This window comes from Curtobacterium sp. YC1 (genome assembly GCF_016267665.1).
Taxonomy (GTDB): Bacteria; Actinomycetota; Actinomycetes; order Actinomycetales; family Microbacteriaceae; genus Curtobacterium.
This window is the reverse complement of record NZ_CP066341.1, coordinates 96479-117890: the sequence shown is the minus strand read 5'-3', so window position 1 is coordinate 117890 and position 21412 is coordinate 96479. Positions and strand designations below refer to the sequence as shown.

Below are 21412 nucleotides of genomic sequence, written 5' to 3'. Positions count from 1 at the left end.
AGGATGGACGGGTGACCGACGTCCTGATCCACGCCACCGGCCTGCGCGTCACGCGTTCCGGCCGCGACCTGCTGCACGACATCGACCTGACCGTCCGCAGCGGTGAGCACTGGGCCCTGCTCGGTCCGAACGGTGCCGGCAAGTCGACCCTGCTCGCCGTCCTCGGTGCGACGGGGCACCCCACCGCGGGCACGGTCGAGCTGCTCGGGCGTCGGCTCGGGCGGACCGACGTGCGCGAGCTCCGTGAACACATCGGACACGTCGACCCCCGCCACCGGATGCTCTCGCCGCTCACGGTGCTCGAGACGGTGCTCACCGGACTGACGGGCACCACCGACCTGATGATGCGGTGGGAGCCGACCGCCGAGCAGGTCGCGCTGGCCGAGCAGCACGTCGTCGACGTCGGGCTCGCCGCACGGCGGGACGCCCGGTGGCCGGTGCTGTCCCAGGGCGAGCGGGGTCGCGCGCTCATCGCCCGGGCGCTGATGTCCGAGCCGCGGCTGCTGCTGCTCGACGAGCCGGCCACCGGCCTCGACGTCGCCGCACGGGAGCACCTGCTCGAGACCGTCGACGCGCTGCGGCACCGCCACCCGGACATGGGCAGCGTCATGGTGACGCACCACCTGGAGGACCTGCCGGCGTCGACGTCGCACGCGATGCTGCTGCGCGACGGTGCCGTCGTGGCACAGGGCACGTCGGACGAGGTCATCACGTCGTCCCCGGTCTCGCACGCCTTCGACTTCCCGCTCGCGATCCTGCGTTCCGAGGGCCGATGGGCAGCGCGCCGCGCCGCCTGAGCCGTGCTTGAATGGCCGTTCAGCGTCTGCGGTCCGTGTCGGGGAGGGACCCCGGCACCGCACTCCGGTGTCGCGCCGCGGACCGTCACCAGGGGGAACCATGACGAACACGCCGCCGCCTTACCCGGGATCCGGACCGCAGCCCGAGGGCGGGCAGCCCGGCACCGGGCAGCCCGACGGGCAGCAGCCGTACGCCCAGCAGCAGGCCCCGGGTCAGCCGCCGTACGCCCAGTCGCCCACGGCGCAGCCCGGTCAGCCGCCGTACGCGCAGGCCGCACCGGCCGCTGCGCCGTACGCCCCGCCGCCCAAGCAGGCACGCGGCCGGCGCATCCTCGTCTCGCTCCTCGGTGTCGTCGTCGCCGTCGTCGTGGCGTTCCTCGTCCGGCAGGGGCTCAACGCCGCCTTCGCTGACTCCACCGAGGAGACCGTGTCGAAGGCCGTCGAGCAGATCCGCGACCAGAGCAACCTGCCGAAGCAGGTCGACTCCGTCACCACGTGGACCGCGATCGAGGCCGAGGGCGCCGCGATCCACTACGACTACACCGTGTCGGCCGACGTCGACCCGGCTGCGATCACCGAGGACGTCATCCGCGACGCGGTCGGTCCGAACCTGTGCTCGAACGACGACACCAAGAAGCTGCTCGACGACGACGTGGACATGCGGTACACCTACGCGTTCGAGGGCTCGTCGAAGACGGTCGACACCACCTTCACCAAGGCCGACTGCTCCTGACACACGACTGCCCGACCCCCTCGGGGGCCGGGCAGTCACTCGTGGTGCGCTCGGACGTCAGGCCGTCGCGGCGGCTGCGGCCTTCGCGGCGGCGGGCAGGGCGTCGAGGATCCGTCCGACCGCCCGGTCGTCGTGCGCGGCCGTGACGAACCAGGCCTCGAACACGCTCGGCGGCAACGTGACGCCGGCGTCGAGCATGGCGTGGAAGAACGGCGCGTAGCGGTGCACGTCCTGCGCCCGCACGTCGTCGTAGTTCCGCGGCGCGGTCTCCGAGAACGCGAACGAGAACAGGTTGCCCGCGTGCTGCACCGTGTGGGCGACGCCCTCGGCCGACAGCGCCTCGCTCGTCGCGGTGGCGATCGTCGATGCAGTGCGGTCCAGGTGCGCGTACACCTCGGGCGTCGCGGCCCGGAGCGTGGCGGTGCCCGCGGCGACGGCCAGCGGGTTCCCGGACAGCGTGCCCGCCTGGTACACCGGGCCGAGCGGGGCGAGGAAGTCCATGACCTCGCGCCGACCACCGAGCGCGGCGAGGGGCATGCCGCCGCCGATGACCTTGCCGAACGTGATGAGGTCGGGCTTCCACCCGGCGCCGTCGGGGACGACCTTCGACGCCTCGAGTCCCCACCAGCCGGCCGCACCGACGCGGAACCCGGTCAGGACCTCGTCGACGATGAGCAGCGCGCCGTGCGACTGCGTGATCTGCGCCAGCGCCCGGTTGAACCCGCGCTCCGGCGCGAGCACGCCCATGTTCGCGGCGGCCGACTCGACGATCACGGCGGCGATGCGCTCGGAGTGCTCGTCGAAGGCGCGGCGGACGGCGTCGAGATCGTTGTACGGCAGCACGAGGGTCTGCGCGGCGGTCTCGGCGGTGATGCCCGCGCTACCAGGCATGGCCAGCGTCGCGACACCCGATCCGGCCTCGGCCAGCAGGGAGTCGGAGTGGCCGTGGTAGTGCCCGGCGAACTTCACCAGCAGGTCGCGACCGGTGTAGCCGCGGGCCAGGCGGATGGCGGTCATCGTGGCCTCGGTGCCGGTCGACACCATGCGGAGCTTCTCGATCGGTCCGTCGCCGTCCACCGACACCCGCTGCTTCACGAGTTCGGCGAGCTCGGTCTCACCCGGGGTCGACGCCCCGAACGACAGCCCGCGCGCGGCGGCCTGCTGCACGGCCTCGACGGTGCCGGGGTGGGCGTGCCCGAGGATCGCGGGGCCCCACGACGCGACGAGGTCGACGTACTCACGGCCCTCGGCGTCGGTGACGTAGGCGCCCTTGGCCGACACCAGGAAGCGCGGGGTGCCGCCGACCGATCCGTACGCGCGGACCGGGGAGTTGACGCCGCCGGGGATCGCGTTCTTGGCGCGGCCGAACAGCTGGTCGTTCGTGGTCATTCGGGGGCCTTCCCGGTCGATGCGATGCCGGCGACGGCGGCGGTGGTGCCCGAGGTGCGGAGGCCCGCTTCCTCGTTGAGCTTCCGCGCGATGTCGACGGCGAAGTAGGTCAGGATCGCGTCGGCACCGGCACGCTTGATGCCGACGAGCGACTCCATCGCCGCAGCGTCGCGGTCGATCCAGCCGTTCTGGGCGGCGCCGGTGATCATCGCGTACTCCCCGGAGATCTGGTACGCCCAGACCGGCACCGGCGAGGTCGCAGCGGTCTCGGCCAGGACGTCGAGGTAGCTCATCGCGGGCTTCACCATGACGATGTCGGCACCCTCGTCGACGTCGAGTGCGACCTCGCGGAGCCCCTGTCGACCGTTCGCGGCGTCGATCTGGTACGTCCGGCGGTCACCGACGAGCGAGGACGACACGGCCTCGCGGAAGGGCCCGTAGAACGCCGAGGCGTACTTCGCCGCGTAGGCGAGCAGCGCGGTGCCGCTGTGCCCGGCGGCGTCGAGGGCGTCCCGCGCGGCGGCGATCTGGCCGTCCATCATGCCGCTCAGGCAGACGAGCTCGGCCCCGGCCTCGGCCTGGGCGACCGCCATGTCGCGGTAGCGCAGCAGGGTGGCGTCGTTGTCGACCGAGCCGTCCGACGCCAGGACCCCGCAGTGCCCGTGGTCGGTGAACTCGTCGAGGCACAGGTCGGACTGCACGACGAGCGCGTCGCCGACCTCTTCCTTCGCCACGCGGATGGCCACGTTGAGGATGCCGTCCGGGTCGGTCGCGCCCGAGCCCGTGGCGTCCTTCGTGGTCGGGACGCCGAACAGGTTGACGCCACCGATGCCGACCTCTGCGGCCGACACGAGCGCTCGTCGGAACGAGTCGAGCGAGTGCTGCTGCACGCCCGGCATGCTCGAGATGTCGACGGCGTCGGTCGCGCCCTCGCGGATGAACATCGGCAGCACGAGCTCGGCGGGGTGGAGCCGGGTCTCGGCCACGAGCCGTCGCATCGCGGGGGTGGCACGGAGTCGACGGGGGCGGACCTGGGGGAAACGGCCGGTCACGAGAGGCCTTCCTGTTCGGGGGCGGGTGGGGTGAGTGCCTCGACGACGGCGTCGAGCATGGCTTCTGCGGACCGGGCGTGTGCCACGGCGTGGACGGGGAGCCCGGCGGCGCGGGCATCGGCGGCGGTTCCGGGGCCGATGCAGACCACGCGCGTACGGGGGTCGAACGGGGTCAGCCGGCGGGCGGTCTCGCGGGCGACGCTGCCGCTCGTCACGAGCACCGCGTCGGGTGCCGGGTCGAGGGTGATCGGCTCGTCGCCGGTCCCCACGGTACGGTACGCCACCACGTCGTCCACGTCGATGCCACGGGCTCGGAGGCCGTCCACCAGGGTGGGTGCGGCGATCTCCGAGCGCGGGAACAGCACGGTGCCGTCGGTGTCCGGGAACACCGCGACGAGCCCGGCGGCGGACGTCTCGGTCGGCACCAGGTCGACGACCCAGCCCGCAGCACGGGCGGCCCGGGCGGTCGGCTCGCCGACCGCCGCCACGCGGATCCCGGCCGGGAGGCCCGCCACGCGTCCGGCGACGACCGTCACGGCCGTCGCACTGGTCACCACGATCCAGGCGTACCCAGCCATGCTGGTTCCGTCACCGACGGGACCGGCCGATCCGGGCCTCTCCCCACCGGCACGGCCGGACCGCCGCTGGCGCGTCGGTCCGGAACCGGCGTCGTGGGCCCAGACCGTTCCGGAGGCGACGAGACGGCGGACCGCAGCGTCGAGTGCGGACGGGTCCGACGGCGGGGCGTCCGTGATGAGGGGGACGACGACGGGCCGGAGCCCGCGCGCCCGCGCACCGGCGGCGACCCGGTCGCCCCACGCACCGCCGCGCGGGACGAGGACGACCGGGGGTCGCGTCTCGTCCGCAGCGGTGGTGGTGGGTTCCGTGACGACCGCCTACTCGGCAGGGGTCGCGAGGCCCGGACCCGCGGTGTACGGGCCGTCGGTGGTGTCCTCGGCGACCGTGGTCGCCAGGTCGGCGAGCTGTGCGGCGCCGTTCTCGAGCAGCTCGGCGGCCACGCGACCGCCGACCTCGAGCGCCTCGTCGAGGCGGTCCTGCGCGGAGCCCTCGAGCACCGCCGCGTGCGAGGCCGTGCGGTACTCGCTGCCGTCCGGGCGGTAGACCGTGGCGGACACGAGCAGCAGCTCGGCGTCGACGACGGCCGTCGCACCGATCGGCGCGGAGCACCCGGCCTCGAGCTTGGCGAGGACCTCGCGCTCGGCGGTGACCGTCAGCCGGGTCGGCGCGTGCTCGATCTTCCGCAGCGCCGCGAGCAGGGTGCGGTCGGTCTCGTCCGAGCGGACCTCGACGGCCAGGGCGCCCTGACCGGGAGCACTCGGCCAGAAGCCCAGGTCGAGCAGTTCGGTGGCGGCCGACAGTCGGTCGATGCGCCCGAGCCCGGCGGCCGCGAGCACCACGGCGTCCAGGTCGTCGTCCACCCGACCGAGCCGGGTGTCGATGTTGCCACGGATGTCGACGACGTCCAGGTCGGGTCGCTGCGCCTTGAGCTGGGCCACGCGACGCGGGGAGCCGGTGCCGACCTTCGCACCCTCGGGCAGGGTCTCGACCGTGGCGCCGTTCCGCGCGACCAGGACGTCACGGGCGTCCGCACGCTTCGGCACGGCGCCGATGGTCAGGCCCGGGTACGGCGCGGTCGGCAGGTCCTTCAGGGAGTGCACGAGCACGTCGACCTCGCCGGCCACCAGGGCCTCGCGCAGGGCGCTGGCGAACACGCCGGTGCCCCCGAGCGACGCCAGGGACGCACGGTTCGTGTCGCCCTCGCTCGTGACGGTGACGAGTTCGACCGGACGTCCGGCCGCCTTCGCCAGGCGGTCGGCGATGTCCTGCGACTGCGCGACCGCGAGCCGGCTGGCACGGGTGCCGAGCCGGATCGGGGCCGGGCCGTCGGTCGTGGCGTCGGTCACGGTGCGACGCCGGCCGCGGCGGGCTTGAACCCGGCGCGGACGTTCTCGCAGCAGCCCGGACGGCAGACGTCGTACCAGGGACCGATGTCGGTCAGGTGCGGACGCTCGGTCGTGGGCGTGCCGTTGACGCGCTCGAGCACCAGGTCGACGAGGCCGGACACGTAGGCCGGGTCGATGCCGGGCGTCTGCGTGCGGAGGGACCAGAAGCCGAGCTCACCGGCGGTCTCGGTGGCTTCCTCGTCGAGGTCCCACATGACCTCCATGTGGTCGCTGACGAAGCCGAGCGGGACGATCAGCACGGCACGCGTCGGGCCGCCCTGGAGGTCCTCGTTCATGTAGTCGTTGATGTCGGGCTCGAGCCACGGCTGCGTCGGGGGGCCGGAGCGTGACTGGTAGACGAGCTTCCAGGCGGGCTTCGACGTGCCCTGCAGGTGGGCGTGCTCGGGCTGCTCGAGGAGCTCGGCCCAGGCCTGGTCGAGCACGACCTGGCCGACGGCCAGGTGCTGCGCCTCGTACGCGCCGTGCTCGTCGAAGCCGCGGTAGTCGGGGCCGGAGCGGGCGGCGTCGGTCGAGGGGATCGAGTGCGTCGAGAACAGCACGTGCAGCTCGGTCGCGACGTCGAGGCCCTCGTTCTCGGCGATCGCCCGGGCCATGCCGTCGCGGACGCCGTCGATGAACGGGCGCACGAAGCCGGGGTGGTCGAAGAACTGGCGGACCTTGTCGATCTGGATCGTGTCGACGAGCCCGGTCTCGGTGAGCACGCGGGCGTAGTCCTCGCGGTACTGCCGGCAGCTCGAGAACGACGAGTACGCGCTCGTGGCGATCGCGATGAGCTTGTTGTAGCCCTTGTCGGCGGCCTCGGTGAAGGCCTCTTCGAGGTAGGGCGCCCAGTTGCGGTTGCCCCACAGCACCGGCATGTCGATGCCGCGCGACGCCAGCTCGGCCTCGAGCGCCGCCTTGAGCGCACGGTTCTGCGCGTTGATCGGGCTCACTCCGCCGAAGTGACGGTAGTGGTGCGCGACCTCCTCGAGCCGCTCGTCCGGGATGCCACGGCCACGCGTGACGTTGCGCAGGAACGGGATGACGTCGTCCTGGCCCTCCGGTCCGCCGAAGCCGGCGAGCAGGATCGCGTCGTACGCGGTGGGGACCTCGACGTGCTCCGGCCCGGAGGCTGCCGCCTCGGTCGCGGCGAGGACGGGCTGGCCGTTCGTGATCATGCTGGTGTCGGTCAAGACAGCACCTCCGGGAGTTCGGCGGTCGTCACACGACGACCCGTGAAGAAGGGGACCTCTTCGCGCACGTGCATGCGCGCCTCGGTGTAGCGGAGGTCGCGCATCAGGTCGACGAGGTCGACGAGGTCCGGGCTCTCGAGCGGCAGGATCCACTCGTAGTCGCTCAGGGCGAAGGTCGCGATGGTGTTGGTGAGGACGCGGCGGTACTTCGCGCCGGCGATGCCGTGGTCGCGGAGCATCGTGGAGCGCTCTTCCTCGGGCAGCAGGTACCACTCGTAGGAGCGGACGAACGGGTACACCGTGATCCACGCCTCGGGGTCCTTGCCGCGCAGGAACGCCGGCGTGTGCCGCTTGTTGAACTCGGCCTCGCGGTGCATCGCCATGGCGTGCCACACCGGCTCGGCGTCCTGGAACAGCCCGGTCCGGCGCACCTCGCGCAGCACGGCCTGGATCGCCTGCGCGTCGTCGCCGTGCAGCCAGACCATGACGTCGGCGTCGGCGCGGAAGCCGGAGACGTCGTAGAACCCGCGGATCGTCACGCCGCGCTCGGCAGCGCTCGCGATGACGGCGTCGAGCTCGGCCACGGCGTCGTCGCCGACGCGGTGGATCGGCCCGAGCGGACGGCGGAAGACGGCCCAGAGGGCGTACGCCGTCAACAGGTTCGGGTCGATCCCGGTCGCGGGGTCGGTCTCGTGCGCGGGTGTGGTCTCGTGCGCGGATGCGGGCGGGGTGGTCGCGGGCACGTCGGAGCTCATGGGTCCTCTGTCCTATCGGTCGCCGGGGGTGGTGGCCGCCCCGTGCCGGTGGACCGCGCTCGGGCGGTCTACCGCCGTCGGAGCACCATCACGACGATACCCCCGACCACCGCTACTCCGGCTGCGATACCGGTCAGGTACGGCACCGGCTTCTCGTCGATGCCCCGCTTGAGCTTCGACGCCGCGATGCCGAGCTGCTTCGGCACGTTGAGCTTGTCCTCGATCGCGTCGAGGGTGTCGAAGAGCTGGGCGCGGGTCGCAGCGACGCGCGCAGCGATGTCGTCGTGCTGGTCGGACACGGTTCCTCCGTCGGTGGTGCGGCTGTCGGCGCTCAGGATCGAGCGTCGACGTCCGGCTTGCGGCTGCCGTACTGCGTCGGCGGGGTCGGCTTCTTGCCGAGGCCCTTGACCGCGTTGATGTCGTTCTTCACGCTGTCGATCGTGCGCTTCGGCGTGATGGGCAGCCCCTTCTGCAGGCGCTTCCACCCGATCCACCCGAGGATCGCCGCCACGATGAGCATCACCACGGCGAGCAGGAGTGCGGCGAGCCACGCGGGCATCACCGTCGCCAGGCCCATGACGGCCGCGGTCAGCAGCACGCCGATCGCGTAGAGCACGATGACGAGCGCACCGACCAGCAGGCCGGCGGCCAGGCCGAAGACCTTCGCCTTCGCCAGCATCTCGGCCTTGAGCAGGTCGATCTCGCCCTTGACCAGGCCCTTGACGAGCTTGGGGACGTCCCCGACCAGGCCGAACAGCGAACGCGACTTGCGGTCGCGAGTGTCGGTCATGAGGTGGTGGTGTCCTTCTTCTGGCTGACCTTGCGGACGGCCTTCTTGGTGGACTCACCGATGAACTCGGCGACGTCCGGCGTCTTGTCGGCGATGAAGTCCTCGGCGACGTGCACGCCCTTCTGGACGCCGTTGCTGTTCCAGACCTTGCCGCTGACGGTCTTGATCTGCTCGTACCGCGCCCGTCCGGCTCGCGATCCCAGGACGTACCCGAGAGCTGCGCCGGCGACGAACAGGAGCTTTCCTCGCATGTGCGATTCCTCCGTTTGTGGTGTGCGGTGGTCATGCGCCGAACGGAATACGTCCGGCGGTCCCACCACAGTAGCCCTCGGGGGCCCGGCGGTCCGCTCAGGTACCCAGGATCTGTCCAGCAGTCGCACGCGCCGCTGCGATGATGCCCGCCAGACCACGTCCGGCGGCGGTCTCACCGATCCCGACCACGCCCTCGGCCAGACCTGCCGCGGTCAGGTCGGGACCGTGCCACCCCACCCGCGCCGCGCCCGTCACCCGGTCGGCGGACAGGGGCACGCCGAGCAGCGTGGTCGCGTCGCGCAGTGCCCGTTGGCCGACGGCGTCGTCCGGGTCGACCGGGAGGCTCGTGGCGACGCCGTCCGTGGCCGTCCCGTCGAGCGGACCGGTCGCGTCGGCGCCGGGGGCGCGGATGGTCGGGGTGGTCGCGTAGCTCAGCCGCAGCACGTGCCGGCCGCCCGCCACCTGCGCGAGCCAGGGCCACTTCACGGTGGCGTGCGTGAGCGCCTTCGCCGAGACGGCCGATGCATCGGGGTGCACGAGCATGCCGGTGCCCCGGGGTGCCGCGTCGAGTTCGGGCTGGTCGACCACGAGCGTGACGAGCTCGATGCCCGTCCGGTCGGCGGCGGCGGTGCGCCCCGGGTCGGGCACCGAGGACAGCGTGTGCTCGGCGGGCAGCCGTTCGGTCGTGCCGTCGGCCCCGACGACCTCGACCGCGTGGGCCTCGATCCGGGTCGCACGGGTGTGCAGCCGGACGTCGACGCCGTAGGTCGTCATGTCGGCCACGAGTTCGTCCACCAGGCGCACGATGCCGCCGCGGATGCCCTGCACCGGGGTGCCCGCTGCCGCACGGGCCCGCAGGGCGAGCACCGCCCGGGCGAGCGACCCCTCGCGGAGCAGTGCGGCGCGCAGGCCGGGGGCCACGCGGTCGGGGTCGAGCTGGTCCGGGTGCGTCGAGTGCACGCCGCCCGCGATCGGCACGACCAGGTCGTCGAGCACACGCTCCCCCATGCGTCGCCGCACGAGTTCACCGAGCGACGGGGCCTTCGCGCCCACCGGGCCGGGCAGCAGCGAGTCCATCTGCGCCCGGAGCCCGCCCTTCTGCCCCACGACGGCCAGCACGTCGGCCGCCATCGGGGTGCTGGGGATGCCGAGCAGCCCGGTCGCCGGGATCGGCGCGGTCCGACCGTCGCGGGTCATCAGCCAGGCGCCGCGCGCGTCCGGGGCCACCACGTCGTTGCCCAGGCCGAGCTCGATCGCCAGGCGGCCGACCGCGTCGGTGCGGGTGGCGAACGAGTCCGCCGCCATGTCCAGGTCGAGTCCGCCGACGCTGTGCCGACGGATCATGCCGCCGAGCACGCCCGACGACTCGACCAGCACCACGTTCGCGCCGCCCTTCGCCAGGTCGCGCGCGGTGACGAGCCCGGCGACCCCGCCGCCGACCACGACGACGTCGGTCACGCGCGGGCTCCGTCCTGGGCGGCGTCGTCCGGCGTCGTCCCGTCGCCGAGCGAGTGGATCAGCTCGACCACCCGCGTCAGGACGGTCGGGTCGGTCTCCGGCGGGACCCCGTGGCCCAGGTTCACGACGTGTGCCCGCGCCGTGCCGCCCCGGCGGACGACGTCGCGGACGTGCGCTTCGAGGACGTCCCACGGCGCCGAGAGCATCGCCGGGTCGATGTTGCCCTGCACGCTGACCCCGGTGCCGACGCGGCGGACGGCCTCGTCCAGCGGCAGACGCCAGTCGACCCCGACCGCGTCGACGCCGACGGTCTCCGTGCCGAAGGTCGTCATGTCGGCCAGCACCTCGCCACTGCCGACGCCGAAGTGGATCCGCGGGACCCCGAGTTCGGCGACGTGCGACATCGCCTGCGCCGAGTGCGGAGCGACGGACCGGACGTAGTCGGCACGCGAGAGCGACCCGACCCACGAGTCGAACAGCTGTGCGGCCGAGGCCCCGGCGAGCACCTGGGCCCGGAGGAACGCCCCGGACACGTCGGCGGCCCACGCGAGCAGCCGCGACCAGGTCTCGGGGTCGGCGTGCATGAGCGTGCGGGCGCGGATGTGGTCCTTCGAGGGACCGCCCTCGACCAGGTAGGCGGCCAGGGTGAACGGCGCCCCCGCGAAGCCGATGAGCGGGGTGTCGCCGAGCTGCTCGACCGTGCGCTGCACCGCCTGACGGATGGGCTCGAGGGCCGCGGGGTCGAGCTGCTCGAGGGCGTCGACGTCGGCGGGGGTGCGGATCGGTGACGCGAGGACCGGGCCGCGACCGGGGACGATCTCGACCTCGACGCCCGCGAGCTTGATCGGCACGACGATGTCGCTGAAGAAGATGCCGGCGTCGACCCCGTGCCGGCGGACCGGCTGCAGCGTGATCTCCGACGCCATCGCCGGGTCCAGGCAGGCGTCGAGCATGGCCGTGCCGACCCGCAGTTCGCGGTACTCCGGCAGGGAGCGACCGGCCTGCCGCATGAACCACACCGGGAGCGTGTCCGGACGGTCACCCCGGAGCGCCCGGACGAGGCGGGACCCGCTCGTCCGCCCTGTCACGAGGGGGTGGGAGTCGGGGAGGGATGTGGTCGTCGCTTCGGTCACCGGATGATTCTCCCATCGAGCGCGTTACCATTGACTACGTGCTCATCTGTCTCACGGCGTCGCATCGCAACGCCAGCTTCGACCTCCTGGAGCGACTGAGCATCGGCGCACCCGCGGCCGCGAGCCGTCTCGTGACCGACTCCGGCGTCCTCGACGGCGCCGTGGTCCTCGCCACGTGCAACCGCTTCGAGGCCTACCTCGACATCGCCGGAGACGACGGTGACTCCGCCGTGGCCGCCACCGTGCAGGCCGTCGCCAGCGCGAGCGACCTGGACGCCGCCGAGGTGCTCGAGTCCGTCAACGTCCTGGGCGGCGGGGACGTCGTGCAGCACCTGTTCGCCGTGTCGAGCGGACTCGAGTCCGTCGTGGTCGGCGAGACCGAGATCTCCGGCCAGGTCCGCCGGTCCCTCGAGGACGCCCGGTCCAACGGCACCACCACGTCCGACCTCGAGCGGCTGTTCCAGGAGGCCGCGCACACCTCGCGCGGCGTCAAGACCCGCACCCGCATCGGTGCCGCCGGCCGCTCGCTCGTGCGCCTCGGCCTCGAGCTCGCGTCGTCCCGCGTCACCGACTGGGCGCACGCCCGCGTGCTGCTCGTCGGCACCGGCAGCTACGCCGCCACCACCATCGCCGCCCTGCGCGACCGCGGTGCCACGACCATCCAGGTGTTCTCGCCCTCGGGCCGGGCCCCCTGGTTCGCCGCCAAGCACGACCTCGTCGCCGCCCGTGACCTGCGCCAGGCCATCGGCGAGAGCGACGTCGTGATCACCTGCACCTCGAGCGAGGTACCGGTCGTCGCACCGGCCGACCTGGACGACGGCTCCCGCCGGATCGTCATCGACCTGGGGCTCCCCCGCAACGTCGACCCCGCGGCCGCCGGCGTCGACGGCGTCGAGCTCCTGGACCTCGAGACCATCAGCATCCACGCCCCGATCTCCGAGCTGAACGCCGAGTCCGAGGCCCGCGCGATGGTCGACGACGCGGTGTCCCGGTTCCGCGCGCAGGCGATGGAGCAGTCGACGACCCCGGCGCTCGTGGCGTTCCGCAAGCACGTGTTCGACATCCTCGACGACGAGATCGAGCGGGCCAAGCGCCGCGCGGACGCCGACGGCGAGTCCGTCGAGCACACCGAGCGGGCGCTCCGGCACCTGGTCGGCGTCCTGCTGCACCGTCCCTCGGTCCGCGCCCGCGAGCTCGGTCGCGCCGGACGTGGCGAGGAGTTCGTCGGCGCGATCGACTCCCTGTACGGCGTGCGCCCCGAGCCCGAGGCGGACCTGCCCACGCCGGTCGTGCCGCTGGCCGACCGCACGGCCCTGGACCCGACCGCGTCGGATCGCGACGACCAGGCGGACGCGAGCTGAGCCTCCAGACAGGCTCGCAACCACCCACGCTGCGCGTGAGCGCGCTGCTGCTGGTGCGTGACCGACGTGTCCTGATGGTGCGCGCGCGGGCGCGCGACGTGCTCTACCTGCCGGGCGGCAAGGCGGAGCCGCACGAGACCGACGTCGAGGCCGTCATCCGCGAAGCGCACGAGGAGACCGGCCTGCGGCTCACCGCCGACGACGTCGACGAGTTCGGCGTCGTGCTCGAGCCCGCCCACGGGCAGGCTCCGGGGACGATGGTCGCGATGACCCTGTTCCTGGTCCGGCCAGGAGGCGCGCTCGGCTCCGCCACGCCCGTCGCCTCGGCCGAGGTGGACGAGATCGAGTGGGTCACCTCGGCGGACGTCGACCGCTGCCCACCCGCGGGCGTGGAGACGCTCCGCCGCCTGGTGGCGGCGGAGCTGGTCGACTGACCGTCAGGCCTTGTCGACGTCGGTGTACTCGCCGACCTCGCCGTTCTGGGCCGGCTCGGCCTCGCCGGGGATGTCCGAGTCGACGTACTCGCCGTCGGGTCCCGAGCCGTCCGGGCGGACCTCGCCGGGGATGTCGCTCGAGACGAACTCGCCGACCGGCTCCGTCGTCTCGACGTGGTGCTCGCCCGGGATCTCGCTGTCCGTGAAGGCTCCGGCGCGGGGCTCCACGCCGTCCGCGCGACCCTCGTCGCCTCGTGCCTGTTCGTGCTTGCCTGCCATGCCGACCTCCGCTGCTCGGGTTGCTTGCCTCGGAGTGTGCCCGCGGTGCCTGGACGCCGACCGAACCGGGTGCGGCGTTCGGTGGTTGCCTGTGCACCATGCAGCGCAGCAGTCGATCGAAGTTCCTGCTCGTCGTGACCGGGCTCGTCGCCGTCGGGACGCTGGCGGGGTGTGCCTCGGGCGGGCAGCCGACCGCCACCGAGACCGTGACGGCGCCCCCACCGTCGCCGTCCGTGTCGGCGTCGACACCGCAGTCGGCTCCGGCCACACCGTCGGCCGGGTCTGGATCCGGCTCTGGCTCTGGCTCTGGCTCGTCCGGTGCGGCTGCCGGTGACCGGTGCGCGGTGTCGTCGCTGGCCGGACGCATCGAGGCCGGCAGCGGTGGTGCGGCCGGCAGCGTGGTCGTGCACCTGGTGCTCGAGAACACCGGGTCGTCGAGTTGCACCCTGCAGGGGTGGCCCGGCGTCTCGTTCGTCGGGAGTGGCGACGGCGAGCAGATCGGGGCGGCAGCGACGCAGGAGAAGAGCTCGCCGCACCCGACCGTGACCCTGGCGCCGGGGAAGACCGCCGTCGCCCCGCTCAAGATCGTCCGGGCCGAGAACTACTCGTCGGGCGACTGCTCGCCGCAGACCCCGGACGGCTTCCGCGTGTACCCGCCCGGGTCGGAGCAGTCCCTGTTCGTGCAGGACACCGACTACCAGGCGTGTGCCTCCGCCGATGCTGCACTGCTGTCGGTGCAGGCGTTCGTGCCGGAGGGACAGGCGACGTCGTAGCGGCGGGGCGGTGCCGCCGTCTCCGGGGTCGGCGGCACCGTCGTCGCGTGGCTACTTCGCCAGGAACTGCAGGACGACGCGGTTCCACTCGTCCGGGTGGCTGACGTTGACGCCGTGCGGCCCGCCGGCGACGACGTGCAGCTCGGACCCCGCGATCGCGGCGTGGGTCCGGGCGCCGGACCCCGCGAACGGCACGGTGGCGTCGCCGTCACCGTGGATCACGAGCGTCGGCACGGTGACCTTCGGCAGGTCGTCGCGGAAGTCGGTGTTCGCGAACGACGCCATCGCCTCGAGCGCTGCCGGCTTCGAGGCCTGCTTCGCCAGTGCCAGTGCCTGCTGCCGGTCCTCCTCTGAGACGACCAGGGTGCCGTCCACCGAGAAGAAGTCGGTCGTGAACTGGTCGTAGAAGGCGTCCTCGTCCTTCGTCAGGCCCGCGGTCATCTCGGCGGCCTGCTCCTTGGGCAGCGGCCCGTCCGGGTTGTCCGAGGTCTGCAGCAGGTACGGCGGCACGGCCGAGGCGAAGACGACGCTGTGCAGCCGTTCCGTGCCGTACTTCGTGAAGTAGCGCGCGACCTCGCCGCCACCCATCGAGAACCCGACCAGCGTGACGTCCTGCAGGTCGAGCTCGGTGAGGACGGTGTGCAGGTCCTCGGTCAGGTGGTCGTAGTCGTAGCCGGTCTTCGGCTTGTCGCTCCGGCCGAACCCGCGGCGGTCGTAGGTGACGACCCGGTAGCCGGCCTCGGCGAAGGCGGGGACCTGCTTGCTCCACGACTCGCCGGACAGCGGCCAGCCGTGGATGAGGACGACGGGTCGCCCGGGGCCGCCGGTGTCGTCGACGTGCAGGTCGGTGTCCTTGAAGAGCCCGTGGTGGGCGGTGATCTCGGTCACGAAGAACTTCCTTCCGAGCGCGGAGGTCGCGCCTCGCATCGATTCGTACCCGTCGGACGCTGGGCACCGGTCGGACGGCTGTCCTCCTCGCGCGCTGGCTGGTCGGAGTTCGCGAGCTCGTGGCGCTGTACGACGCCGTCCTGCAGCGGTACGCCGGCGTTCGCCAGACGGTCCTGCTCGGCGTTCCACGAGTCACGCGGGTTCGTCGAGGTGCACGACATCCAACCGCAGCCACTGCGTTCCTGCGCGCTCCTGCGCTGAGCACGGATGGGTCTCGCGACCGATTCCACCCGCACCACGACGTTCCTAGACTCGGACGCATGGGGGCTCGCGCACGGACACGTTCAGCAGCCGCCCTCGCGACCGCGCTCGGCGTCCTGCTCACCCTCGCCGCGTGCACGTTGTCCCCACCACCGCCGACCGGATCGGAGTCAGCGCTCGCGAAGCTGATCACGAGGGTCGAGCGGTTGCCCGGGGTCGACACGGCCGAGGGCGAGATCCGTCAGGTCGACGCGAAGGACGACCCGCACGACTGGATCGCGTCGCTCGAGGTGCAGGCCGACACCACCGACCTCGGTGTCGCCGAACGGATCCGGCGGACTGCCGCGCAGGGTGTGACCGGGACGACGCTGACGGTGAGCGTGGACGTGCCCCGCGGCCGGGCGTCGGCGCCGGTCGCAGTCGACCCGATGGACCCCGACGTCGTCGACCTGGCCGGACGGCTTCGCGCGGAGCCCTTCGTGCACCGGCTGGTGGTGACCCCGCACGACACCACCATCACGCTCGTCGGGCGGATCGACTTCGCCGAGGCCACCGCACTGGCTCGGCCGATCATCGCCGAGCGTGCCGCGACCCTGGACCGCGGTGACATCTCCATGGGCATCACGGCGACGCAGCCCGGCCCGGCACTGCTGCGGGCGATCGACGGCTTCCAGCGGGATCCGGGCGTCGATCGAGTGTCCTACTCGCCGGGGACGACCTACGCCCAGGCAGCGCGAGCCGACGCAGGAGCGGAGGCCGCGGGCGGACCGACCGGAGCCGGTACGCTCCGCTCGTACCTGGCGATCGACGCGCGCGCGCCGGGCACGATCGCCCGGGTGCTCGCCACGACGGAGGACGAAGCGGCCGATGCGCGTGAGGGCCCGCGGACGGCGTACCACGTGGGGCTCGACGGGCCCGGCGGATGGCTCGGGCTCCCCCTCGACGCGCGGGAGCCGGACGACCAGGGGCTCGACGAGGACACGGTACCGCCCGCGCCCTCGGCCCACCCCTGGACCCCTGCGGACGTCGACGACCGCGCCGCGACACTCCGCCGGTTCCTGCTCCGCTCGGCCGAGACCACGGGGGTGCCGGCCACCGTCGACACCGCGGCCGAACCGTGCACGCCGACCGGGACCTCCGACGCGAGCGGCACCCGGGCGACGGCCAGCACGGTGGTACCGGTCTTCACGGTGATGGACGACGCGCAGGTCCCGTTCGACGCCGTGACCGCGCTGTGGACGTCGGCGGGACTCGCACCCGGCGGACGGGCCATGGGGCGCGACGACTGGTCGTCGACGACGGGCGCGGACCCAGCCTCGGCGAGTATCCGCGGGACCGCCGACGGGCTGAGCCTGACCGCGGAGTCGGTCTGCGTGCCCTGATCCCCGCTCGACGGCCGAGGGTCAGCGGGCGCGCGGTCAGCGCCGCGCCGGAGCGTGCACGGCCTCGAGCACCTCGGTCCCCATGGTCCGCAGCGCCTCGACGACGGCCAACCGCCGCTGCAACGACGCGTCGTCGAACGTGACGGTCACCGCGTAGCTCACCGACGACCCCGGGCCCCGCAGGATCCCCGCCTCGGCCCGCACGCCGGTGCTCGACCCGGTGACGGCGACGACCTGCAACCCGTGGTCGAGCGCTCGGTGCGCCAGGGGGTCGAGCCCGAACGAGCCCGCGACCAGGCTCAGGTCGCTCGCCAGCGACAGCCACCCGAGCACCCGGTTCGACACCGCCTCGTCGACGACCTCGCCCAGGGCCAGGCCGCGCATCACCCACGACAGCTCCCCGGTCGGTGCGACGGAGGCGTCCGGGGCATCGTCCGGCCCGCGGCGGTCACGGACACGGTCGATCAGTGCCGTCCGCTCGATGCCGAGCGACTCCGCGCGCTCCCGGACGGCGTCGATGCCCACGGTCGACAGCAGGGCGTTGACCGCCCAGGCGTCGGCGGTGGCCCCGACCAGGGTCGCCAGGTCCGGCACCTGCATCGTCGGCTCCTGCAGGAACTGCCACAGCCCAGCACCCGTCGCGGTGTCGCGTGCCATCCGCTGCAGCCGGTCGCCGTGCAGGCGGCCGTCCTCCAGCTGCGCGGCGACCTCGATGAGCAGCAGGACGCGGCCCAGGCTCGCGACCGGCTGCACCAGGGTGTCGTCGATCGCGAGCAGCGCCTTGCCGCTGGACGTGTCGATGACCGAGGCGCTGACGCCGGCGCCCTCGAGCGCGAGGGCGCCGAGCGCCTCGGTGGTGGCGGTGAAGCGGTCGTCGGACCGGCCGCTGTGCCGCCCACGACCGCGGCCGCCACCTGCTGGGCGGTCGTCCGGTCGGCGGCGGCGCGACGACCGGGCCGCGTCCGGCTCCGTCATCACCAGATGGCGACGCGCTCGGCGGGGTCCAGGTACATCGCGTCCTGCTCGGTCACGCCGAAGGTGTCGTAGTAGACGTCGATGTTGCGGACGACCTGGTTGCACCGGAACTCGGTGGGCGAGTGCGGGTCGATGCTCAGCAGGCGCGCGGCCTCCTCCGGTCGGATCGCCATCCGCCAGGCCTGGGCCCAGCTCAGGAAGAACCGCTCGGCGCCGGTGAGTCCGTCGATGACCGGGGGCTCCTGGCCGTCGAGGGACAGCAGGTACGCCTTCCACGCGATCGACAGGCCGCCGAGGTCACCGATGTTCTCGCCGATCGTCAGGGCGCCGTTGACGTGGCCGTCGGGCACCTCGGTCGGCACCAGGGCGTCGTACTGGGCGATCAGGGCCTTCGTGCGCTCCTCGAACGCGGTGCGGTCGGCCTCGGTCCACCAGTTCTCGAGCTTGCCGTCGCCGTCGTACTGCGAGCCCTGGTCGTCGAAGCCGTGCCCGATCTCGTGGCCGATGACGGCACCGATCGCGCCGTAGTTCGCGGCGGCGTCGCGGTTCGCGTCGAAGAACGGGAACTGCAGGATGGCCGCCGGGAACACGATCTCGTTGAAGCCCGGGTTGTAGTAGGCGTTGATCGTCTGCGGGGTCATGAACCACTCGTCGCGGTCGATCGGCTTGCCGATCTTGCCGAGCTCGCGGTCGACCTGGAACGAGGCGTTCGCGCGGACGTTCGCGACGAGGTCGTCGGCGCGCACGGGCAGGGCCGAGTAGTCACGCCACTTCACCGGGTACCCGATCTTCGGCGTGAACTTGTCGAGCTTGTCGAGCGCTCGGGCACGGGTCTCGTCGGTCATCCAGTCGAGCGCCGTGATGCTCTGCCGGTACGCCTCGACCAGGTTGGCGACGAGGTCGTCCATCTTCGCCTTCGAGGTCTCGTCGAAGTGCTCCTGCACGTAGATGCGGCCGACGGCCTCGCCCATCGCGCCCTCGACCAGCGAGACGCCGCGCTTCCAGCGCTCGCGCTGCTTGGGCGCACCGGTCAGGGCGGTGCCGTAGAACGAGAAGTTCGTGGCCGAGAACGCGCTGTTCAGGTAGGCGGCCGAGCCACGGATGACCTGCCAGCGGAGCCAGTCCTTCCAGACCTCGAGCGGCTGCTCGTGCAGCAGTTCGGCCAGTCCGGTGATGAACGAGGGCTCGCGCACCACGACGGTCTCGAAGGCTCCGGCGGGGGCGTCGATCGCCAGCCACCAGGTCTGCAGGTCGACGCCCTTCGCGAGCGCGGCGACCTCGGCCCAGGGCAGCTTGTTGTAGGTCTTCTGGCTGTCACGCGTGGTGACGTTGTCCCAGTGCTTCGCGGCGAGCGCCGTCTCGAGCGCGATGACGTGCTCGGTGCGCTCCCCGCCGTCCTCGAACCCGGCGAGCGGGAACATCGCGGCGACGAACTCGCGGTACTTCGTGCGGATGTCGGCGAACCGCTCCTCGCGGTAGTACGACTCGTCGGGCAGGCCCAGGCCGGACTGCTCCAGGAACACGACGTACGACTCGGGGTCGCCCGGGTCGTTGTCGACGAAGAGCTGCAGGAAGCTCGGCAGGCCGAGCCGCTCGAAGCGGCCGACGGCGGCGATGACCTCGGGCACGGACTGGATGGCGTCGATCTCGGCGAGCAGCGGCTCGATGGGCGCCGTCGCCAGCTCCTCGAGCCGGGCTTCGTCGGTGAACGAGGTGAAGAGGTCACCGACCTTGCGCTCCTCGGTGCCGGGGGCGGCCTGCTGCGAGCGCTCGATGATGTCCCGCACGGCGATCTCGGCGGCCTCGGCCAGCACGGTGAACGAGCCGTACCGGGCCTTGTCGTCGGGGATCGGCGTCGCCTCGATCCAGGTCCCGTTCACGTGGCGGTACAGGTCGTCCTGGGGGCGCACCGCGGGGTCGAGTTCGTCAGTGTGGATGCCGGAGGCACGTGCGACGTCGGTCATGCCGTCCACGATAGTCACCGACTCCGTGCCCGCGTCGGTCAGTTCCGGCGGTCCCGACGCGTGCGGAGCAGCCGTGCGACACCGGTGGCACCGAGGCCGGTGGCGAGCAGGACGCCGGCCGCGCCGAGCGCACCGACGGGGTCCGCGCCCGTGAACGCCAGGTGCCCGGGCGTGGACCCTCCCGTCGACGCCGCCACGCCTGGTCTCGACACCGCAGGTGTGGGACCGTCAGCGGGCCCGTGTCCGTCGCCCGGCACCGTGCCCGGCACAGTGCCTGGATCGGTGCCGGGGTCCGTCCCTGGATCCGGACGCACCGGGAGCTCCGGCAGGCGCAGACGCACGCGGCCCTGGTCGGCCCCGTCGATGCGCTGCCGCACGACGACCGTGTCCGCCGGCAGCACCGCACGGGGGACCACGATTTCCCACGCCCGGCCGACGGTCGTGCTGATCGGCTCGGCGTCCGCGTCACGCAGGGGCCGGCCGCGCTCGTCCTCGAGGCTGACCGTCGCCCCGATCTCGCCCCTGCCGAACAGGCGCACCGAGCCGCCGTCGACCTGCTGCACGGCCGCGGACAGGGCGATCGGGACGATCACGCTCGCCGTCGTCGACCCCAGCACGGTGTCCCCGTCGGCGGTGGTGACGACCACCCGGGCGAACCGAGCGTCCTCGGGGATGGGCAGGTCCACCGTCCAGTGCGTGTCGCCGGGTGTGGTCAGGGTGATCGGCGACCCGTCGCGGTCGACGAAGGGGCGGCCCTCGTCGTCGGCGAAGCGCAGCGTCGTCCCGGCCGCTGCCCGTCCTACGAGGGTGATCCGCTCGCTGGCTCGGGAAGCCGACGACCCGGTCACGGCCGCGGTTCCCTCGATGCGGAAGACCTCGTCGACGCCGCCGTTGTGCGTGCCGTCGAAGTACTGCCACGCCTCGATGTGGTGGTCGTCGTAGGACAGGTCGCGCATCGCGAAGGCCCACTGCCGGTCGCCGTCGACATCCGTCTCACCGACGGTCGTGCCGTTGTCCTTGATGACGAGGTGCGCCCCCGGGTGGCCGGTGCCGACGATGTCGAGAGTGCGCGCGAAGCGGTCGACGGTGACCACCATCTCCGGCGGCATCAGGACGAGGACCGTCACCGGCACGTCGATCGTCCGTCCGGTCGCGCGCGAGGTGACGTGGAGCAGCCGGTCCCCGATCCGCACACGCACCGCCGCGCTCCACACGCCGGCGTCGTCGGCCTCGGCGCTGGTCGCCTCGACGTCCTGCCCGTCGATGTCGACGACGTCACCCGCGGGCGCGCTCCCGGCGAGCGTGACGATGCCGCGCCCGTGGTCGATCGACCGCACCTCCGCGGTGAGCTCGGTGTCGGAGGCCGCGGCCGTGGTCGCCGCGTGCGCCGACGCGGACGCGGCTCCGGCGGTCGGCACGAACGCAACGCTGGTGAGGGTCAGGTTCGCGCAGGCCAGAACGGCGACGGACAGCGTCGCCAGCAGCGAGCGGGACCGAGACCGGGACTGGGACCGAGACGGCGTCGTCGGACGGAAGGGCAGGTGCATGGTTCTCCTCCTGCGGTACTCCACACACCATA

Annotated in this window: 22 protein-coding genes; 6 read left to right on the top strand and 16 right to left on the bottom strand. The window is 72.7% G+C overall.

Going from position 1 to position 21412, the window contains the following annotated elements:
* Window positions 1-11 precede the first annotated feature (11 nt).
* Both I8920_RS00605 and I8920_RS16245 read left to right on the top strand, forming a co-directional pair.
* Window positions 12-797 carry an ABC transporter ATP-binding protein gene (locus I8920_RS00605; RefSeq protein ID WP_198657286.1) on the top strand — a complete coding sequence of 262 codons (786 nt, stop codon included), beginning with the start codon at window positions 12-14 and terminating at the stop codon, window positions 795-797.
* A gap of 100 nt (window positions 798-897) precedes the next feature.
* Window positions 898-1530, top strand: a complete 633-nt coding sequence (locus I8920_RS16245; protein ID WP_198657285.1) for a hypothetical protein — start codon at window positions 898-900, stop codon at window positions 1528-1530.
* A gap of 57 nt (window positions 1531-1587) precedes the next feature.
* Here the strand turns inward: I8920_RS16245 and hemL are convergent, their stop codons facing one another.
* From hemL to hemE, 11 genes are all read right to left on the bottom strand, one after another.
* Entirely contained in the window at window positions 1588-2919 is a 1332-nt protein-coding gene (hemL, locus tag I8920_RS00595; protein ID WP_198657284.1) for a glutamate-1-semialdehyde 2,1-aminomutase, read from the bottom strand.
* Window positions 2916-3971, bottom strand: a complete 1056-nt coding sequence (hemB, locus tag I8920_RS00590; protein WP_269802232.1) for a porphobilinogen synthase — start codon at window positions 3969-3971, stop codon at window positions 2916-2918. Before hemB ends, hemL begins: the two co-directional genes overlap by 4 nt.
* On the bottom strand, window positions 3968-4549 hold the full coding sequence (locus I8920_RS00585; RefSeq protein ID WP_232832771.1) for a uroporphyrinogen-III synthase: 582 nt from the start codon (window positions 4547-4549) through the stop codon (window positions 3968-3970). Before I8920_RS00585 ends, hemB begins: the two co-directional genes overlap by 4 nt.
* 318 nt (window positions 4550-4867) lie before the next feature.
* Window positions 4868-5896, bottom strand: a complete 1029-nt coding sequence (hemC, locus tag I8920_RS00580) for a hydroxymethylbilane synthase (RefSeq protein WP_198657283.1) — start codon at window positions 5894-5896, stop codon at window positions 4868-4870.
* The gene (locus I8920_RS00575; protein WP_442873565.1) at window positions 5893-7128 is read right to left on the bottom strand and encodes a ferrochelatase; all 1236 of its coding nucleotides are present in this window, start codon (window positions 7126-7128) and stop codon (window positions 5893-5895) included. Before I8920_RS00575 ends, hemC begins: the two co-directional genes overlap by 4 nt.
* Window positions 7125-7883, bottom strand: a complete 759-nt coding sequence (gene hemQ, locus I8920_RS00570) for a hydrogen peroxide-dependent heme synthase (protein ID WP_198657282.1) — start codon at window positions 7881-7883, stop codon at window positions 7125-7127. The genes I8920_RS00575 and hemQ overlap by 4 nt, the downstream gene beginning before the upstream one ends.
* Before the next feature lie 68 nt (window positions 7884-7951).
* Window positions 7952-8182: a DUF3618 domain-containing protein gene (locus tag I8920_RS00565; RefSeq protein ID WP_225559323.1), complete on the bottom strand. Its 231-nt coding sequence runs from the start codon at window positions 8180-8182 to the stop codon at window positions 7952-7954.
* Window positions 8183-8214: 32 nt separating this feature from the next.
* Entirely contained in the window at window positions 8215-8673 is a 459-nt protein-coding gene (locus I8920_RS00560; protein ID WP_198657281.1) for a phage holin family protein, read from the bottom strand.
* On the bottom strand, window positions 8670-8924 hold the full coding sequence (locus I8920_RS00555) for a hypothetical protein (RefSeq protein ID WP_198657280.1): 255 nt from the start codon (window positions 8922-8924) through the stop codon (window positions 8670-8672). The genes I8920_RS00560 and I8920_RS00555 overlap by 4 nt, the downstream gene beginning before the upstream one ends.
* 97 nt (window positions 8925-9021) lie before the next feature.
* Entirely contained in the window at window positions 9022-10383 is a 1362-nt protein-coding gene (locus I8920_RS00550; RefSeq protein ID WP_198657279.1) for a protoporphyrinogen/coproporphyrinogen oxidase, read from the bottom strand.
* Window positions 10380-11516, bottom strand: a complete 1137-nt coding sequence (gene hemE / locus I8920_RS00545; protein ID WP_198657278.1) for a uroporphyrinogen decarboxylase — start codon at window positions 11514-11516, stop codon at window positions 10380-10382. The genes I8920_RS00550 and hemE overlap by 4 nt, the downstream gene beginning before the upstream one ends.
* A gap of 38 nt (window positions 11517-11554) precedes the next feature.
* On the opposite strand from hemE, the gene I8920_RS00540 reads away from it, so the two are divergent.
* Window positions 11555-12877 (top strand): glutamyl-tRNA reductase, encoded by a 1323-nt coding sequence (locus tag I8920_RS00540; protein WP_198657277.1) that lies wholly within the window; start codon window positions 11555-11557, stop codon window positions 12875-12877.
* 35 nt (window positions 12878-12912) lie between these two features.
* Window positions 12913-13311 (top strand): NUDIX hydrolase, encoded by a 399-nt coding sequence (locus I8920_RS00535; protein WP_198657276.1) that lies wholly within the window; start codon window positions 12913-12915, stop codon window positions 13309-13311.
* 3 nt (window positions 13312-13314) lie between these two features.
* Here I8920_RS00535 and I8920_RS00530 read toward each other — a convergent pair whose 3' ends face one another.
* Window positions 13315-13590, bottom strand: coding sequence for a hypothetical protein (locus I8920_RS00530; RefSeq protein WP_198657275.1), 276 nt, complete (start codon window positions 13588-13590; stop codon window positions 13315-13317).
* 98 nt (window positions 13591-13688) lie between these two features.
* On the opposite strand from I8920_RS00530, the gene I8920_RS00525 reads away from it, so the two are divergent.
* A complete protein-coding gene (locus I8920_RS00525) occupies window positions 13689-14363 on the top strand; it encodes a DUF4232 domain-containing protein (protein WP_198657274.1) in 675 nt (224 codons plus the stop codon).
* Window positions 14364-14414: 51 nt separating this feature from the next.
* On the opposite strand, the gene I8920_RS00520 is transcribed toward I8920_RS00525, so the two are convergent.
* A complete protein-coding gene (locus tag I8920_RS00520; RefSeq protein WP_209132642.1) occupies window positions 14415-15251 on the bottom strand; it encodes an alpha/beta fold hydrolase in 837 nt (278 codons plus the stop codon).
* A gap of 320 nt (window positions 15252-15571) precedes the next feature.
* Between I8920_RS00520 and I8920_RS00515 the strand changes: the two genes are divergently transcribed.
* Window positions 15572-16894, top strand: a complete 1323-nt coding sequence (locus tag I8920_RS00515; RefSeq protein WP_198657272.1) for a hypothetical protein — start codon at window positions 15572-15574, stop codon at window positions 16892-16894.
* Between the two features lie 36 nt (window positions 16895-16930).
* Here I8920_RS00515 and I8920_RS00510 read toward each other — a convergent pair whose 3' ends face one another.
* Genes I8920_RS00510 through I8920_RS00500 form a run of 3 tightly spaced genes read right to left on the bottom strand, consistent with a single transcriptional unit; the run spans window position 16931 to window position 21380 of the window.
* Entirely contained in the window at window positions 16931-17869 is a 939-nt protein-coding gene (locus tag I8920_RS00510) for a serine hydrolase (RefSeq protein ID WP_198657271.1), read from the bottom strand.
* Window positions 17869-19833, bottom strand: coding sequence for a M13 family metallopeptidase (locus I8920_RS00505; protein WP_198657270.1), 1965 nt, complete (start codon window positions 19831-19833; stop codon window positions 17869-17871). Before I8920_RS00505 ends, I8920_RS00510 begins: the two co-directional genes overlap by 1 nt.
* Window positions 19834-19871: 38 nt before the next feature.
* Window positions 19872-21380, bottom strand: coding sequence for a hypothetical protein (locus I8920_RS00500; RefSeq protein ID WP_198657269.1), 1509 nt, complete (start codon window positions 21378-21380; stop codon window positions 19872-19874).
* Window positions 21381-21412: the final 32 nt, after the last annotated feature.

What these genes read in the sequence shown, in the direction of transcription:
- I8920_RS00530 (WP_198657275.1), bottom strand. Translation starts at nt 13,590, where the DNA reads ATGGCAGGCAAGCACGAACAGGCACGAGGCGACGAGGGTCGCGCGGAC.
- hemL (WP_198657284.1), bottom strand. Translation starts at nt 2,919, where the DNA reads ATGACCACGAACGACCAGCTGTTCGGCCGCGCCAAGAACGCGATCCCC.
- I8920_RS00585 (WP_232832771.1), bottom strand. Translation starts at nt 4,549, where the DNA reads ATGGCTGGGTACGCCTGGATCGTGGTGACCAGTGCGACGGCCGTGACG.
- I8920_RS00560 (WP_198657281.1), bottom strand. Translation starts at nt 8,673, where the DNA reads ATGACCGACACTCGCGACCGCAAGTCGCGTTCGCTGTTCGGCCTGGTC.
- I8920_RS16245 (WP_198657285.1), top strand. Translation starts at nt 898, where the DNA reads ATGACGAACACGCCGCCGCCTTACCCGGGATCCGGACCGCAGCCCGAG.
- I8920_RS00555 (WP_198657280.1), bottom strand. Translation starts at nt 8,924, where the DNA reads ATGCGAGGAAAGCTCCTGTTCGTCGCCGGCGCAGCTCTCGGGTACGTC.
- I8920_RS00505 (WP_198657270.1), bottom strand. Translation starts at nt 19,833, where the DNA reads ATGACCGACGTCGCACGTGCCTCCGGCATCCACACTGACGAACTCGAC.
- I8920_RS00525 (WP_198657274.1), top strand. Translation starts at nt 13,689, where the DNA reads ATGCAGCGCAGCAGTCGATCGAAGTTCCTGCTCGTCGTGACCGGGCTC.
- I8920_RS00500 (WP_198657269.1), bottom strand. Translation starts at nt 21,380, where the DNA reads ATGCACCTGCCCTTCCGTCCGACGACGCCGTCTCGGTCCCAGTCCCGG.
- I8920_RS00510 (WP_198657271.1), bottom strand. Translation starts at nt 17,869, where the DNA reads ATGACGGAGCCGGACGCGGCCCGGTCGTCGCGCCGCCGCCGACCGGAC.
- hemQ (WP_198657282.1), bottom strand. Translation starts at nt 7,883, where the DNA reads ATGAGCTCCGACGTGCCCGCGACCACCCCGCCCGCATCCGCGCACGAG.
- I8920_RS00515 (WP_198657272.1), top strand. Translation starts at nt 15,572, where the DNA reads ATGGGGGCTCGCGCACGGACACGTTCAGCAGCCGCCCTCGCGACCGCG.